Raw genomic sequence first — 12834 nt, 5'->3', positions numbered from 1 at the left:
GATGCGATCAGAAGGAGCGCTTGAACTCGACGAAGCCGCGGGTCTGGTTGAGATCGTTGAAACCGCCCGACAGATCGACGTCGCGGTAGGAGACTTCGCCCAGAACCGAGAAGTTCGAGGTGACCTGGTAGCCGAGGCTGCCGGCGACACCCCAGATGTTGGCGTTGTCTTCGGTGCCGTTGGCATAGCCGATGTCGAAGGTCTGGCCGTAGATGCCCGAGAGATAGGCCGTCAGCTTGCCGAAGGACTGCTTGTAGCCGCCGCCGATCTGCCATTCTTCAGGAAGCGACACAGTGGCGAAGGTGCCGCTGGCCGAGGTGCCCTGGGCCTGAATGCCGATGAGGTAGTTGCCGGGTGCGAGCGAGGCGTATTCGGTCGGATCGAAAGCGTAATGGCCTTCGATCTTGAGCGAACCGCCGAGGTAGATGAGGTCCTTGATCTCGGCGCCGGCCTTGACCGCGAAGGCGCCGTCCTCGTTGTCGCCCTGATCCTTGCCGAAGATGGCGTAGTTGCGGGTGACGCCGCCCAGGAGGTTCGGATCGTAGGCGTCCTCGTCGTACACGCCGGACACGTAGACAGAGCCCCAGGCCGACTTGTAGGCGATCTGCGCCACGACATCCGGGATCGCGTCACCGTCGCCTTCGTCTTCGGCCGAGGCCGAGATCGTGAAGCCGTTGGTGGCGAAGGTGTAACGGACCTGGTTGTTGGACAGATCGCCGACGGACCAGTCGTTGTCGGTGTAGAGACCGTCGCCGGTCGCCCAGAGCGAGTCGAGGCGGCCCATGGTCACGCCGCCGAGTTGGATGAACGCCTGCGGCATGTTCACGCCGTTGTTGGACGTGCCGTAGCCGAGATCCGAGCCGGAGATGTTGGTGGCTTCGAGGCGGGCGAAAGCGCGCAGCATGCCAAGCTCGGTTTCCTCGCGGGCGTCGAACTCGAGACGGCCACGAGTCTGGGTGTTGAAGTCGTAGTCGCGGTTCGCATCGTCGAGATCGCGCGCATTAACTCCGATGCGGTCGTTGCCCGTTCCCTCGATGTCGCCGGCGGCGTTCAAACGCATGCGGACATAGCCGCCGATCTTGAGGCAGGTCTCGGTGCCGGGAATGTAGAAGAAGCCCGTGCCGTAGACGTCGCAGACGCGGACGTATTCAACCGGCTCCGGCTCGACCATGGTCACGGGGCATCGGCGGCGCGGGCGCCGGAAACTGCGACGAGTGCCGCAGCAGAGCCGATAAGAAGGCTCTTGATGTTCATGGTATCAGCTCCAGCCAGAATTTGCTTCGGGTAAGGTCTCGCCGAACCGGCTCGCCTTCCTTCGTTTCGTTCAGAAGCGCCGGAACTGATCCGCCGGCTTCCGAGGAGGAAATTCACTGAACTGACCGACATAATCAATATGTTTCAGCTGCGCCGTGAGATCTCGAAGTAGATTTGTTGCAAAAAAAGCACTATTTGGCGGATCATACAGCGACATTTCCGCAACATCGATCAGATGCGGAGTCTAACACGTCCGGAATTGGATAAGCACGGGAGAAAAATGCCGAAGAAGAAGTATTAACTAATAATGAATGCCGACTTCGACTTCGCGAAGTGATCATCCAGCGCTCTTCGACAGTAACGGGCAGTCTATCCCACCCAACCTGCGCGAAACTTTCGCTGGCCACGGAGTGATCGGATAAGCCGGTTCCGTGACGACCGGATGACATGGCCTGCATGCTCTGCAGGGCCTTGCTTCACGGGCAGACGTAGAATGACAGAGGTCGAATGCGTTCCCGTCACGCGGAACGAAGGGCGCTCGCTTCGAGGCGCCAATGGATCGCCGGCTGCGGCCGCCCGACGAGATAGCCTTGGGCGAAACCGCAGCCTTCGCGCCGCAGCAGCGCCAACTGTTCGCGCGTTTCGACGCCTTCCGCCGTCACCGGCAGTCCGTAGCCTTGGCAAAGGGCGAGAATCGATCGAACGACGCTTCTGGAGCGCGGGTTCTTGTCGAGAGCGCCGACGAACCGCCCATCGATCTTGACCCGGCTCAGCGGAAGCCGATCGATCGTGCCGAGCCCGGAAAAGCCGGTGCCGAAATCATCGAGCGCGACCGCGACCCCGAGGTAGCGCAGGCGCGCCAGAACATCCTCCGCGATCCCAGGATTGGAAAGAACCGCCGCTTCGGTGATCTCGAGTTCCAGACGCCGTGCCGGCAATCGGCTGTCGCGCAGGGCGCAGACCACCATATCGGGAAAGTCGCGCTCGCGAAGTTGCGTCGCCGAGACGTTCACCGACAGGATCGAATCGTCCTCCCAGAGAACCGCGTCCCGGCAGGCATTGCGGAGCACCCAGGCTCCGAGTTCCGGCATCAAACCGAGTTCCTCGGCGAGCGGCACGAATTCGCCCGGCGGGATGTGGCGTCCGCCCGCGTCCTGCCAGCGCAAAAGCGCTTCGTAGCCGACCGTGCGCAAACTCCCTGTTTCCACGACCGGCTGGTAGTGAAGCTGGAAATCGCAGGCCATGAGCGCCTGACGCAGTTTCAACTCCATGACGCCGCGCGTCAAAGCCTCAGCACCCATCGTCTCGTCATAGACCCGCCAGCAGCCCCGCCCTTCGCCTTTGGCGCGATAAAGCGCCAGATCGGCGTTTCTGAGGATCGAACAGGCGTGGTCGCCGTGGATGGGCGCGCAAGCGTAGCCGACGCTGGCGCCGATCGCCACCACGGCATTCTGCGCCCGAATCGGGTCGGCGAGGGTCGACACGATGCGCTCGGCGAGGGCGCCGGCGGCCTCCACGTTCGAGACGCCGAACTGGAGCACGGCGAATTCGTCGCCGCCAAGCCGCGCGACGAGAGATCCCGGCCCCGCCACCGCCTTCAGCCGCGCGGAAACGGTTCGCAGAACGTCGTCGCCCACCAGATGGCCGAAACTATCGTTCACCGGCTTGAAGCGGTCGAGATCGACGTAATGCACGGCCATTCCCGCGCCGTAGACGACCTGCGGGATCGCCTCGTCCAGCTTCGCGAAGAAGGTGGCGCGGTTCGGCAGACCGGTCAGGGCGTCGTGTCCGGCGAGATGCGCGAGGCGGCACTCGGCGGCGCGCTGGGCCGTCATGTCCCGCGTGGTCTTGGCGAAACCGACCACATCGCCCTTCTCGTCGCGCAGCGGATCGATCACGACATCGGCCCAGAACCTCGTGCCGTCCTTTCGCCGACGCCAGCCTTCCTCCGAAAAGCGCCCCGATCCGCGCGCCCTCGACAGATTGTGCGAGGGAATGCCGGCAGCGCGCTCCTCGTCCGTATAGAAGATGGCGAAGTTCCGGCCGACGATCTCGGTTTCGCCGTAACCCTTCATCAATGCGGCGCCCGGATTCCAGGTCAGGATTTCACCGTTGGGATCGAGCAGATAGATCGCGTAGTCGGACACGCCCTGCACGAGCTGGCGATACATCCCGTCTTGCATCGAAAGGGAAGGCACGAGCATCTCCGTATGGTCGGGGCGCCCAAGGGCTCCCTCCTCACAACGTGCGTGCTTTCGATGAGGTCATCGCGGTCCGGCCGGATTTTTCGGCAAGGTCAACAAGGTGTTGAGAACATTCGCGGCATGCGAAGGCTGGCCCCTCGCGCCCGCTTATTCGGATCGCGCCATCGCCCGCAAGCGCCGCCCGAGCCCGGTGAGGCGAATCCAGGACGTGCCGTTCCATCCGGCCGTTTCCTCCGCGATTTCCAGATCGCAAAGCGAAGCAATGGCCGGCGCGAAGAATGGGGGGATCTCGCTGCGCAACCGGCCGACATGGTCGTGGCTTTCGCAATCCTCGTCGAGGCGGATCATCAGTCGGATCTGCAGCGGCGTTAGATCGGAAAGGGAAACACTCATGGCCGCCATCCTGCCTCGGCGCGATCGCCTGTCAACACCCGTTCACCAGCCGTAGCTGAAGGTGGTGCCGCTGCCGCCGTCGCCGTTCTGGACCACATGGTCGTCGGTGCCGCGCCCGAACTGGAACAAACCGAAGGCGTTGTTGTCGCCGTTCTGCTGCAGGGTGCCCGAATGTCCGTCGCCGCGCTGCTGCACGATGCCGAGATTGCCGCGACCGTTCTGCCCGAGCCCCGCGCGATTGTTCCGCCCCTTCTGGCGAATCTCTCCCGAACGAAAATCGTTGATCAACCCATAGGCCTGGAGCCCCATGGAAAGGGCGCTCGACGCATCCCGATCGCTCGGCGCATAGGTCCAGGAAACGCGGCCCCCGGCCGAGGCCGGCTCGGTCAAGGCAGCCTGCCCGACCATCACCGTGGCGGCGGCGACGAGCACGGCGAAAATCTGCGGGCGGGGTGATGCGATCGTCATGGGAGTTTCTCCGTCGTCCGGTCTTGTCCAACCGATGCCGCATCATCGCCCGAACCGGCTGAACAGCGCCGGAACCCTTCGTTCAACTGCCGTTCAGCCACGCGCCAAAATAAGAGAAAAACAAAAGGGCGCCGGATGAGGGCGCCCTTTGATCGCGGATTTGTCGTGGAGGCATGTCAGATGCCGCCACGGATGCTTTGTCGGCATGTCACGGTTTCGCCGTCGACGGTGACGTCGAGCTTCGCCTCGAAGGAGGCGCCTTGCGTGCCGAGCGTGACGGTGCCCACCACGGCCTCGCGTCCGGCCCGCGCGGCGAAGGGGCCGCCCTGGTCGATACTTGTCCCCCTGCCCTTCACGCGCAGGGAATAGCTGCCTTCGACGCGGTGCTCGGCGTGAACGAGGGCGGTGAGGGTGACGGCTCCTCCGCCACGCGAAGCGCGAATCTCGCAACTCGCCGCCTCATCGCCGGTCCGGGCGGAAACGGCGGGGGCGAGAACGGCGCCGGCGGCGAGTGCCGTGAGGAGCGCCGGCACGATCCGTTTGGATATAGGAATCATTGTTCTCAGTCCCTTTCGCTTCAGTCGCAGGCTTGGACGAAGGCCGCGACATTGCCGCTGCCGCCCTGCGCGACATTGGCCTCGCAGCCGCGACCGACCTGGACGCCGGCGGCGATATTGCCGTTGCCGTCCTGCGTCAGGATAGTGGTGTGGTGCGAGCCGAACTGCCCGATGCCGGCCTGGTTGCGGTCGCCCGTCTGGTAAGTCGCGCCGTAATTGTCGGAGCCCTGCTGGCCGACCGCCGACAGGTTGCGGTCGCCGCGTTGCTGTCCCGTCATGGTGTTGAACCGGCCGTCCTGGTGGACGCGGATACGGTTGCGATAACCGCCCTGCTTGCCGCCGGCCGAGTTCGCCCAGCCATACTGGTCGATACGGACATCGTTGGCGGAAGCCTCGCCCACGGCCGCGAAGCCGATGACGGTGGCGAGAAGGGCGGCGAGCGAATGGCGGATCATCGGGGAACTCCGGTGGAGCACGAGGGCTCGGGTGGATCGAACGATCTTCTTTTGCGCCCCCGCATTGGAACCTTCCCTGAAGGGTGCGTTCACTCGCCATTCAGCCGGCGCGGGCCCACCGCCACGAGGCCGCGCCAGTCATCTGGAGGATGCCCATGCTCCCCTCGCTGCGATCCGACTACCGGGCGGTCGTTCTCGGCTCCACCGGGGGCATAGGCTCCGCGATCCTCAGCGAGTTGCGGGCCGATCCTCGCTGCGCGCACGTTATCGGCCTGTCACGCGCGACCGGCTTCGACCTTTTGAACGAAAGCTCCATCGAAGCGGCCGCGAAGCAGGCGGCGGAAGGCGGTCCGCTCGATCTCGTCTTCGACGCGACGGGCGCGCTGTTGATCGACGGCCAAGGCCCCGAAAAAACGCTGCGTGCCCTCGATCCGGCCGCCATGGCGGCGCAGTTCGCCGTCAACGCGATCGGCCCGGCGCTGATCCTCAAGCATTTCGCGCCGCTTCTGGCGCGCAAGCGCCGCGTTCTTTTCGCCACCCTTTCGGCGCGGGTCGGCTCGATTGGCGACAACCGGCTCGGCGGATGGATTTCGTACCGGGCCTCGAAGTCCGCCTTGAACCAGATCCTGCGCACGGCCGCGATCGAGATCGCGCGCAGCCACCCCATGGCCGTGGCTGTCGCCCTTCACCCCGGAACGGTGGCGACGCCCTTGTCGGACCCCTTCGCCGCCGGGCGCGAACGCCTGACGCCGCCGATGTCCGCGTCCCGGCTTCTCGCGGTTCTCGACAGCCTTCCGCCCGAGGCGAATGGAGGCTTCTTCGCGTATGACGGCTCGCGGATCGAGTGGTAGCCGGTTTTCGTCGGCTATAGTTTCAAAAGCGCGGCGAGGGCCTCGATGAGCGACGCGCCGCCGATCGGCGCGACCAGCGAAAAGAACGCCATCACGAAGATGAAGCGCAGGAGCCAGCGTTCCTCGCGCTCGGACATGCCGCGCCTCGGCCGTGGCGGCGGCTCCAGCGGCGGCTCCCATTCCTTTTGCAGAAACATCTCGCGTCCCGATCTTGCCCTGCGCTGCGCGCGATGCGGAAAAACGAGCCAAGCCCTGGCGATCCGATGGTGATCCCGACTGGATTCGAACCAGTGACCCCCAGATTAGGAATCTGGTGCTCTATCCTGCTGAGCTACGGGACCGCCGCTTCTTTCCTAACAAATGGGCGCGGTTCCGCCAAGTGCGGCACCTTCGAGCCGGGGATGAAACCTCTTGGGGTCGGCTGGCCGGGTCTTTCCGCCGCTGACTATCGTCGCGAATGCTCGCCGATGCGCCCTCGCATCGACTGTGCTTCGCTTCTTGTCATCGGACGGAAATCCCTCGCCCATCCTCTGCCCAGAGGCTTCGTCCCCGACTCTCAGTCCTTTTCCGCGCTCGCCTGCGCGATGAGGATCGCCTGACCTTTGGCGAGGTTCACGACGATTTCTTCGCCCGTCGCCTCGTTGGATTGGGTGAGGATCGAGGAAAAGGGCAGAGACACGCTGTCGAGCGGCCAGCGCGCGTTCCGGATGGTGAGGCCCTCGACATCGCCGAAGCGCAGGATGGAGAAGGCCGCGCCGGCCACACTTCGCATCCGCGTTTCGCCGAGGCGCAGGGGCACGGCGCGCTCGCGACCGTCGAAAAGGGTAAGATCGTGGCTCGCTCCGTAGCGCAGCGCCAGAACCAGATGCGCGAAGGCATGGTCGGTGCGCGGGCCGCCGAGCGCGCCGACGAGAAGCAGCGAACGGGCGCCGCGACGGATCGCCTCCTCGATCGCGATCTCGCCATCCGTCATGTCCTTGTCGCGCGGGAACTCGGCGCGCGGCACGTCGGCATGAAGATCGGAAAGCTCGGTGGGCGCCGAATCGAAATCGCCGACCCAAAGCTCCGGCACGAGGTCGAGCACCGTCGCATGCATCATGCCGCGGTCGGCCGCGATGCAGCGACGGCCCGCCACCTCGCGGCGAAGAAGGTCGTTGGCCTGGATCGGACCGGCGAGAAGGATGACGAAAGGCTCCATGCTCGGCCCATAGGCTGAAAACATGCGCCGGAAAAGCTTATGCACGCTTCTCCCCGCTTGCTTGTCCTTCCGCCCTCCCCTAACGTCCCCAGTGCTCACACGGGGTGCCCATTCGGGCTGAGAGGCGATCCGCCAACCCGCCGAACCTGATCCGGCTCGTACCGGCGGAGGGATTGCGGGCGCCCGGGCCGGACGGCTTCCAAGGGCAACGCTCCCCCTTCATCGATGCAGGCCCGAAGTCCTTTCGCGAAAGGCCCGCGCCCGCCATGCCCCGTTCCTCGGCTCTTCTCCTCGCCGCCTTTTCCCTTGTCGCAGCGGGCGGGATCGCCGACGCGCAGGAAAGCGGCAAACCCGTTCTCACCGTTTATACCTATGAGAGCTTCCTGCCCGACTGGGGGCCAGGGCCGAAGATCGAGGCGGCCTTCGAGAAGAACTGCAACTGCGACCTGAAATGGGTGGGGCTTGGCGACGGCGTCGCGATCCTCAACCGCCTGAAGCTGGAAGGCAGCACCACCAAGGCCGATGTGGCGCTGGGCATGACCGCCGAACTCGTGCCCGAAATGAAGGCCACCGGCTTCTTCGCGCCGAGCGGCGCGGACCTCTCCAGGCTTCAGGTGCCGGGCGGCTGGAGCGACGATAGCTTCGTGCCTTTCGACTACAGCTATCTCGCCTTCGTCTACGACACGCAGACGCTGAAAGCGCCGCCCAAAAGCCTCGAAGACCTTGTGAACGGTGATCCGAACGAAAAGATCGTGATTGAGGACCCGCGCAACTCCACGCCCGGCCTCGGCTTCCTTCTTTGGATGAAGGCCGTCTACGGTGACAAGGCCGCCGAGAAGTGGCAGACCCTGTCGAAGCGCATCCTCACTGTCACGCCGGGATGGAGCGAGGCCTATGGGCTCTTCACCTCCGGCGAGGTGCCGATGGTCTTGAGCTACACGACCTCGCCCGCCTACCACATGATCGAGGAGAAAACGGAGCGCTATCAAGCCGCAAGCTTCTCGGAAGGCCATTATCTCCAAGTGGAACTTGCCGGCATGTTGAAGGGCTCGAAGCAGCCCGAACTCGCCAAGTCCTTCCTCGCCTTCCTGGTTTCACCGGAGGCGCAGGCCATTCTGCCCACCACCAACTGGGCCTTTCCCGTCACGCCGCCCGCGACACCCCTGCCGGAAGCCTTCGACAAGCTGGTGAAGCCGGCAAAGCCGCTCGTCGTGGATGCTGAGACCGTCGCCGCCAACCGCCGGGCCTGGACCGACGAATGGCTGAAGGCGCTCGGCCGCTGAGCGCGCCCGTTTTCGACGCGGACCGGAGGGGGAAGATCGGCCTCGGCCTCGGGGCCGCCGCCGGTCTTTGGTTGTTTCTCGGCGTCGCCTTCCTTGCCCTTCTTTTCGGAGCGGCGGAAGGCGTCTCGCCGAGCGCCCTTTTCGGCGATTCCTATCTGCGCGGCGTGGTTCTCTTCACGCTGGAACAGGCCTTTCTGTCGGCGCTTCTTTCCGTCGTGGGCGCGGTGCCGCTGGCGCTCGCGCTTCACCGCACGGCCTTTCCGGGCCGGGGCTTGGTTCTCCGCCTTCTGCTTCTTCCCCAGGCGCTGCCCGTTCTTGTCGGCGCGCTCGGCCTCCTCGCCGTCTGGGGCCGGTCCGGCATCGTCTCACAGGGGCTCGTTCTTCTCGGACTGCCGCGCCTCGATATCTACGGTCTGTCCGGCATCCTGATCGCCCATGTCTTCTTCAACCTGCCGCTCGCGACGCGCCTTCTTTTCGCGAGTCTCGACGCCGTGCCGGGGGAAAGCTGGCGGCTCGCAGGGCAACTCGGCTTTTCGGGGGCAAGCACCTTCCGCCTGATCGAGTGGCCGGCCATGCGTCGCGCTCTTCCGGGGGCGGCGAGCCTCACCTTCATGATCTGCATCACGAGTTTCACGCTCGTTCTGGTTCTGGGCGGGGGACCCGGCGCGACCACGCTGGAGGTCGAGATCTATCAGTCGCTGAGAGCGGACTTCGATCCGGCGCGCGCGGTGGTCCTGTCGCTCGCGCAGATCGTTCTGACCGCCGTCTTCCTGGCTTTGACGCTGCGCCTTGCCGGCCGGCTCGACACCGCCTTCACCCTCGGACGACCGGCGCGGCGCTTCGGCAAGCCGTCTCTCGCCTCACGGCTTCTCGACGGAGCGGTGCTCCTTCTCGGCCTGTCCTTCATTCTCCTGCCCTTCGCGGCGATCGTCATCAACGGCGCGAAGGCCGATCTCGCCCGGCTTTTCGGCGATCCGCTGCTTCACCGCGCGGCGCTGACGAGCCTTGCCGTATCGCTCGGTGCCGCTTGCCTTTCGAGCCTTCTGGCCCTGTCGCTCCTGTTCGGTCGGGAAGCCCTACGCGACGGCGGCAGGGGGGCGCGGCTCGTCGGCACCTTCCTCGATCTGTCGTCCGGCGTGGTTCTCGTGGTGCCGCCCGTGGTGGTCGGGGCCGGCTGGTTTCTCCTTCTCACCGGACGCGTGGACGTCTTCGCCTTCGCACCCGCGATGGTGGTCGCCACCAATGCCGTGATGGCCATGCCCTTCACGATGCGCATTCTCGGCCCCGCCTTGACCGAAACGCTCGCGCGCCATCGCCGCCTCGCCGCGCATCTCGGCCTCCAGGGCCTGTCGCGCCTTCGCCATATCGAATGGCCGGCCCTGCGCGGCCCGCTCGGCCTCGGCTTCGCGCTGGCGCTTGCTTTGTCGCTCGGCGATCTCGGCGTGGTCGCCCTTTTCGGCAACGAGGATTTCGTGACCCTCCCCTTCCTTCTCTACCAGCGCATGGGCAGCTATCGCACGGCAGATGCAGCCGGCATCGCGCTGATCCTCGGCGCGGCCAGCCTCATCCTCGTGACGCTCGCCGAAGCCGCCTTTCGCAAACGCGGGAACGACGCCCGATGACGACGGAGCCCGCCCTTCTTCTCGACGGTGTCGAATATGCCTTCGAGGGCCGCGCCATGCGCTTCGACTTGGACGTCGCCGCCGGCGAATGGCTGGCGGTGATCGGGCCGAGCGGCGCCGGCAAGTCGACGCTGATCGACCTCGTGGCCGGTTTTCTTCGGCCGGGCAAAGGGCGCATCCTGATCGCGGGGGCGGATGTGACGCGCCGTTCCCCGGCCGAGCGGCCGCTCAGCGTGGTTTTTCAGGAACATAATCTCTTCGCCCATCTCGACGCCTTCCGAAACGTCGCGCTCGGCATCGCGCCCGACCTGAAGCTCGATGCAGCGGGAAAGGCCGCCGTCTCGAAGGCGCTCGACAGCGTCGGTCTCGCGGGCTTCGAAAATCGCCGTCCGGCCGAGATGTCGGGGGGCGAGCGACAGCGGGTGGCGCTGGCGAGGGCGTTCCTGCGCGAGCGCCCGCTTCTTCTTCTGGACGAGCCCTTCGCCGCGCTCGGGCCGGCGCTCCGCCGCGAGATGATGGAACTCCTCGGCACTCTGCGCAGCAGAGCCGGCCGCTCTCCCCTCACCGTTCTGATGGTGACGCACCATCCGGAGGACGCGCGCGGGCGCACGAACCGCACCGCCTTCGTGGAAGACGGGCGCATCGCGGCGCTGGGAAACACCGAGGAAATCCTCTCCGCCGCCTCCGGTCCGGTCGCGCAGTATCTCGGGCTTTGACGAGGCCTGATCGGGGGAACGCATTTCGGTCCACATTGCCGATTACCGCGCTTTGCCATCGACCGTTGGCGAAGATCAGGATGCTCGACGATTGTGGCCGTTAGGCTCTTTCGCCGTCCCCCGGTCCCGCGCTACGAGAAACGTTCGTGGATGGTTCTTTCGCACTCGCGAAGAAGCCATCGATCGTCTTGATGAGGGAACGACGCCTCGCATGCTCGCGACGCCATGCTTGCCGGTGACCGGGATGTTCCAGATGCGGCCGCTTGGGGCCCAGTTGATGCGTCGCGCGGCGGCCCTCATGCTGGTCACCTCGCTCGGCGCCTGCACCTCCATCGGCAACAGTCTGCAGGAAGCGGCGGACGCGGAGTCGGCGAAGATGCAGACCGGCTACATGCCCGGTCCCTCGCGCGATCCCGTCACCTTCGAGGGCGTGCAGAAGGGCGACCCGCAATCCAGCATCGGCCAGTCGCAGCACCCCAAGATCCTCGCGACCTATGGCGGCGCTTACAACGACCCGAAGCTGGAGCAGACGCTGGCCACCATCGTCGGGCGGCTCGCGGCGGTGACCGACGACCAGACCCGCGCTTATCGCATCACCGTCTTGAATTCCCCAAACGTCAACGCCTTCGCGCTGCCGGGCGGCTATCTTTATGTCACGCGTGGCCTTCTGGCCCTCGCCAACGATTCGGCCGAGGTCGCAGCGGTAATCGCCCACGAGATGGGCCACGTCACCGCCAATCACGGCATCGAGCGGCAGCGGCGCGAGCAGGCGGCCGAGCTTGCCGGCCGCGTCGTGTCGGAAGTGCTGGCGAGCGACGCGGCGGGGCGCGCGGCCCTGGCGCGCGGGCGTCTCAGCCTCGCCAGCTTTTCGCGCAATCAGGAACTTCAGGCCGACGCGCTCGGTATTCGCCAGATCGGGCGGGCGGGCTTCGACGCCTTCGCGGCGGCGCGTTTCCTTCGGGCGATGGACGCCTACTCGCATTTCCGCAACGCGTTCCAGGCCGAGAACCCGAATCTCGACTTCCTCGCCTCCCATCCCGGCACGCCGCAGCGCATCGATCTCGCGGAAAACCATGCCCGCCAGTTCGGCGCGCCCGGAACGGGGGCGACCGACCGCGACCGCTACCTGTCGGGCATCGACGGCATGCTGTTCGGCGATTCGGCGGTGGAAGGCTATGTGCGCGGCCACGACTTCTTTCATCCAGGCCTCGGCATAACCTTCCGCGTGCCAGAAGGCTTCGTGATCGACAACACGGCGGAAGCCGTGCTCGCGACAGGGCCGTCCGACACGGCGATCCGCTTCGACGGCGTGGCTCTACCGGAAACGACGCCGCTTCGCGACTACATCACCAGCGGCTGGATCGGCGGGCTCGACCCGTCCAGCATCCAGCCGGAGCGCATCGGCAACCTCGAAGCCGTTTCGGCCCGCGCGACGGGCGGCGAATACGTGTTCGACGTAACGGTGATCCGCATCGGCGGGCAGGTTTATCGCTTCCTCACCGCCATGCCGAGCGCGGCGGGGGAAGGCATCCAGCGCACCGCGCAGGGCGTGGCGAGCTCGTTCCGCCTACTGACGCCGGAAGAGAAGAATTCGCTGAAGCCGCTTCGCATCCGCATCGTGCAGGCCAAGAGCGGCGACACGGTGGATTCGATCTCGCGCAAGATCGTCGGCATCGATCGGAAGGAAGAGATCTTCCGCCTTCTCAACGAGATCCCGGAAGACGGGGGCGTCAGCGCCGGAACGCGCTACAAGATCGTCGCTGAATAGCCGAACCACCCGCCACGTCTTTCCCGCCCGATACGAAAAAGGGAGCCGAACGGCTCCCTTCTTTA

At 65.5% G+C, this 12834-nt stretch carries 13 protein-coding genes, 1 tRNA gene and 1 riboswitch; of the genes, 5 read left to right on the top strand and 9 right to left on the bottom strand.

Going from position 1 to position 12834, the window contains the following annotated elements:
* Positions 1-7: 7 nt before the first annotated feature.
* The 6 genes from F9929_RS14490 to F9929_RS14465 all read right to left on the bottom strand — a co-directional run bounded on the left by F9929_RS14490 (position 8) and on the right by F9929_RS14465 (position 5331).
* Positions 8-1171: a porin gene (locus F9929_RS14490; RefSeq protein ID WP_235919328.1), complete on the bottom strand. Its 1164-nt coding sequence runs from the start codon at positions 1169-1171 to the stop codon at positions 8-10.
* Positions 1172-1772: 601 nt separating this feature from the next.
* Positions 1773-3452, bottom strand: coding sequence for a putative bifunctional diguanylate cyclase/phosphodiesterase (locus F9929_RS14485; protein ID WP_193227766.1), 1680 nt, complete (start codon positions 3450-3452; stop codon positions 1773-1775).
* Positions 3453-3605: 153 nt separating this feature from the next.
* Positions 3606-3851 carry a hypothetical protein gene (locus tag F9929_RS14480; RefSeq protein ID WP_152047291.1) on the bottom strand — a complete coding sequence of 82 codons (246 nt, stop codon included), beginning with the start codon at positions 3849-3851 and terminating at the stop codon, positions 3606-3608.
* Positions 3852-3893: 42 nt separating this feature from the next.
* A complete protein-coding gene (locus F9929_RS14475; protein WP_235919319.1) occupies positions 3894-4319 on the bottom strand; it encodes a curlin in 426 nt (141 codons plus the stop codon).
* Positions 4320-4495: 176 nt separating this feature from the next.
* Positions 4496-4876 carry a curli-like amyloid fiber formation chaperone CsgH gene (gene csgH / locus F9929_RS14470; RefSeq protein WP_152047290.1) on the bottom strand — a complete coding sequence of 127 codons (381 nt, stop codon included), beginning with the start codon at positions 4874-4876 and terminating at the stop codon, positions 4496-4498.
* 20 nt (positions 4877-4896) lie between these two features.
* Positions 4897-5331 (bottom strand): curlin, encoded by a 435-nt coding sequence (locus tag F9929_RS14465; RefSeq protein WP_152047289.1) that lies wholly within the window; start codon positions 5329-5331, stop codon positions 4897-4899.
* A 155-nt stretch (positions 5332-5486) separates the two neighbouring features.
* On the opposite strand from F9929_RS14465, the gene F9929_RS14460 reads away from it, so the two are divergent.
* On the top strand, positions 5487-6182 hold the full coding sequence (locus F9929_RS14460) for an SDR family NAD(P)-dependent oxidoreductase (protein ID WP_152047288.1): 696 nt from the start codon (positions 5487-5489) through the stop codon (positions 6180-6182).
* A 14-nt stretch (positions 6183-6196) separates the two neighbouring features.
* Here F9929_RS14460 and F9929_RS24710 read toward each other — a convergent pair whose 3' ends face one another.
* The 3 genes from F9929_RS24710 to F9929_RS14450 form a co-directional block, all read right to left on the bottom strand.
* A complete protein-coding gene (locus tag F9929_RS24710; RefSeq protein ID WP_268915662.1) occupies positions 6197-6319 on the bottom strand; it encodes a hypothetical protein in 123 nt (40 codons plus the stop codon).
* Positions 6320-6446: 127 nt separating this feature from the next.
* Positions 6447-6523, bottom strand: a tRNA-Arg gene (locus tag F9929_RS14455).
* Positions 6524-6738: 215 nt separating this feature from the next.
* Positions 6739-7425, bottom strand: a complete 687-nt coding sequence (locus F9929_RS14450) for a thiamine diphosphokinase (RefSeq protein ID WP_235919317.1) — start codon at positions 7423-7425, stop codon at positions 6739-6741.
* Positions 7426-7470: 45 nt separating this feature from the next.
* Positions 7471-7571: riboswitch (TPP riboswitch) on the top strand.
* A 75-nt stretch (positions 7572-7646) separates the two neighbouring features.
* Here F9929_RS14450 and thiB point away from each other — a divergent pair.
* The 4 genes from thiB (at position 7647) to F9929_RS14430 (ending at position 12769) form a co-directional block, all read left to right on the top strand.
* Entirely contained in the window at positions 7647-8663 is a 1017-nt protein-coding gene (gene thiB, locus F9929_RS14445; protein WP_152047287.1) for a thiamine ABC transporter substrate binding subunit, read from the top strand.
* Positions 8639-10285 (top strand): thiamine/thiamine pyrophosphate ABC transporter permease, encoded by a 1647-nt coding sequence (gene thiP / locus F9929_RS14440; protein ID WP_152047286.1) that lies wholly within the window; start codon positions 8639-8641, stop codon positions 10283-10285. The genes thiB and thiP overlap by 25 nt, the downstream gene beginning before the upstream one ends.
* Positions 10282-11001, top strand: coding sequence for a thiamine ABC transporter ATP-binding protein (gene thiQ / locus F9929_RS14435; RefSeq protein ID WP_152047285.1), 720 nt, complete (start codon positions 10282-10284; stop codon positions 10999-11001). Before thiP ends, thiQ begins: the two co-directional genes overlap by 4 nt.
* 211 nt (positions 11002-11212) lie before the next feature.
* Complete coding sequence (locus tag F9929_RS14430) at positions 11213-12769, top strand: M48 family metalloprotease (RefSeq protein WP_235919315.1); 1557 nt, start codon at positions 11213-11215, stop codon at positions 12767-12769.
* Positions 12770-12834 lie beyond the last annotated feature (65 nt).

Origin of the sequence: Aureimonas psammosilenae (assembly GCF_009176975.1) — a bacterium.
Taxonomy (GTDB): Bacteria; Pseudomonadota; Alphaproteobacteria; order Rhizobiales; family Rhizobiaceae; genus Plantimonas; species Plantimonas psammosilenae.
Note: the sequence above shows the minus strand (reverse complement) of the source record. Positions and strands in the feature narration are given on the sequence as shown.

Excerpts from the sequence above, each read along its gene's own strand:
- F9929_RS14490 (WP_235919328.1), bottom strand. The coding sequence starts at position 1,171 with ATGGTCGAGCCGGAGCCGGTTGAATACGTCCGCGTCTGCGACGTCTAC.
- F9929_RS14480 (WP_152047291.1), bottom strand. The coding sequence starts at position 3,851 with ATGAGTGTTTCCCTTTCCGATCTAACGCCGCTGCAGATCCGACTGATG.
- F9929_RS14475 (WP_235919319.1), bottom strand. The coding sequence starts at position 4,319 with ATGACGATCGCATCACCCCGCCCGCAGATTTTCGCCGTGCTCGTCGCC.
- csgH (WP_152047290.1), bottom strand. The coding sequence starts at position 4,876 with ATGATTCCTATATCCAAACGGATCGTGCCGGCGCTCCTCACGGCACTC.
- F9929_RS14465 (WP_152047289.1), bottom strand. The coding sequence starts at position 5,331 with ATGATCCGCCATTCGCTCGCCGCCCTTCTCGCCACCGTCATCGGCTTC.
- F9929_RS14460 (WP_152047288.1), top strand. The coding sequence starts at position 5,487 with ATGCTCCCCTCGCTGCGATCCGACTACCGGGCGGTCGTTCTCGGCTCC.
- F9929_RS24710 (WP_268915662.1), bottom strand. The coding sequence starts at position 6,319 with ATGTCCGAGCGCGAGGAACGCTGGCTCCTGCGCTTCATCTTCGTGATG.
- thiB (WP_152047287.1), top strand. The coding sequence starts at position 7,647 with ATGCCCCGTTCCTCGGCTCTTCTCCTCGCCGCCTTTTCCCTTGTCGCA.
- thiP (WP_152047286.1), top strand. The coding sequence starts at position 8,639 with ATGGCTGAAGGCGCTCGGCCGCTGAGCGCGCCCGTTTTCGACGCGGAC.
- thiQ (WP_152047285.1), top strand. The coding sequence starts at position 10,282 with ATGACGACGGAGCCCGCCCTTCTTCTCGACGGTGTCGAATATGCCTTC.
- F9929_RS14430 (WP_235919315.1), top strand. The coding sequence starts at position 11,213 with ATGCTCGCGACGCCATGCTTGCCGGTGACCGGGATGTTCCAGATGCGG.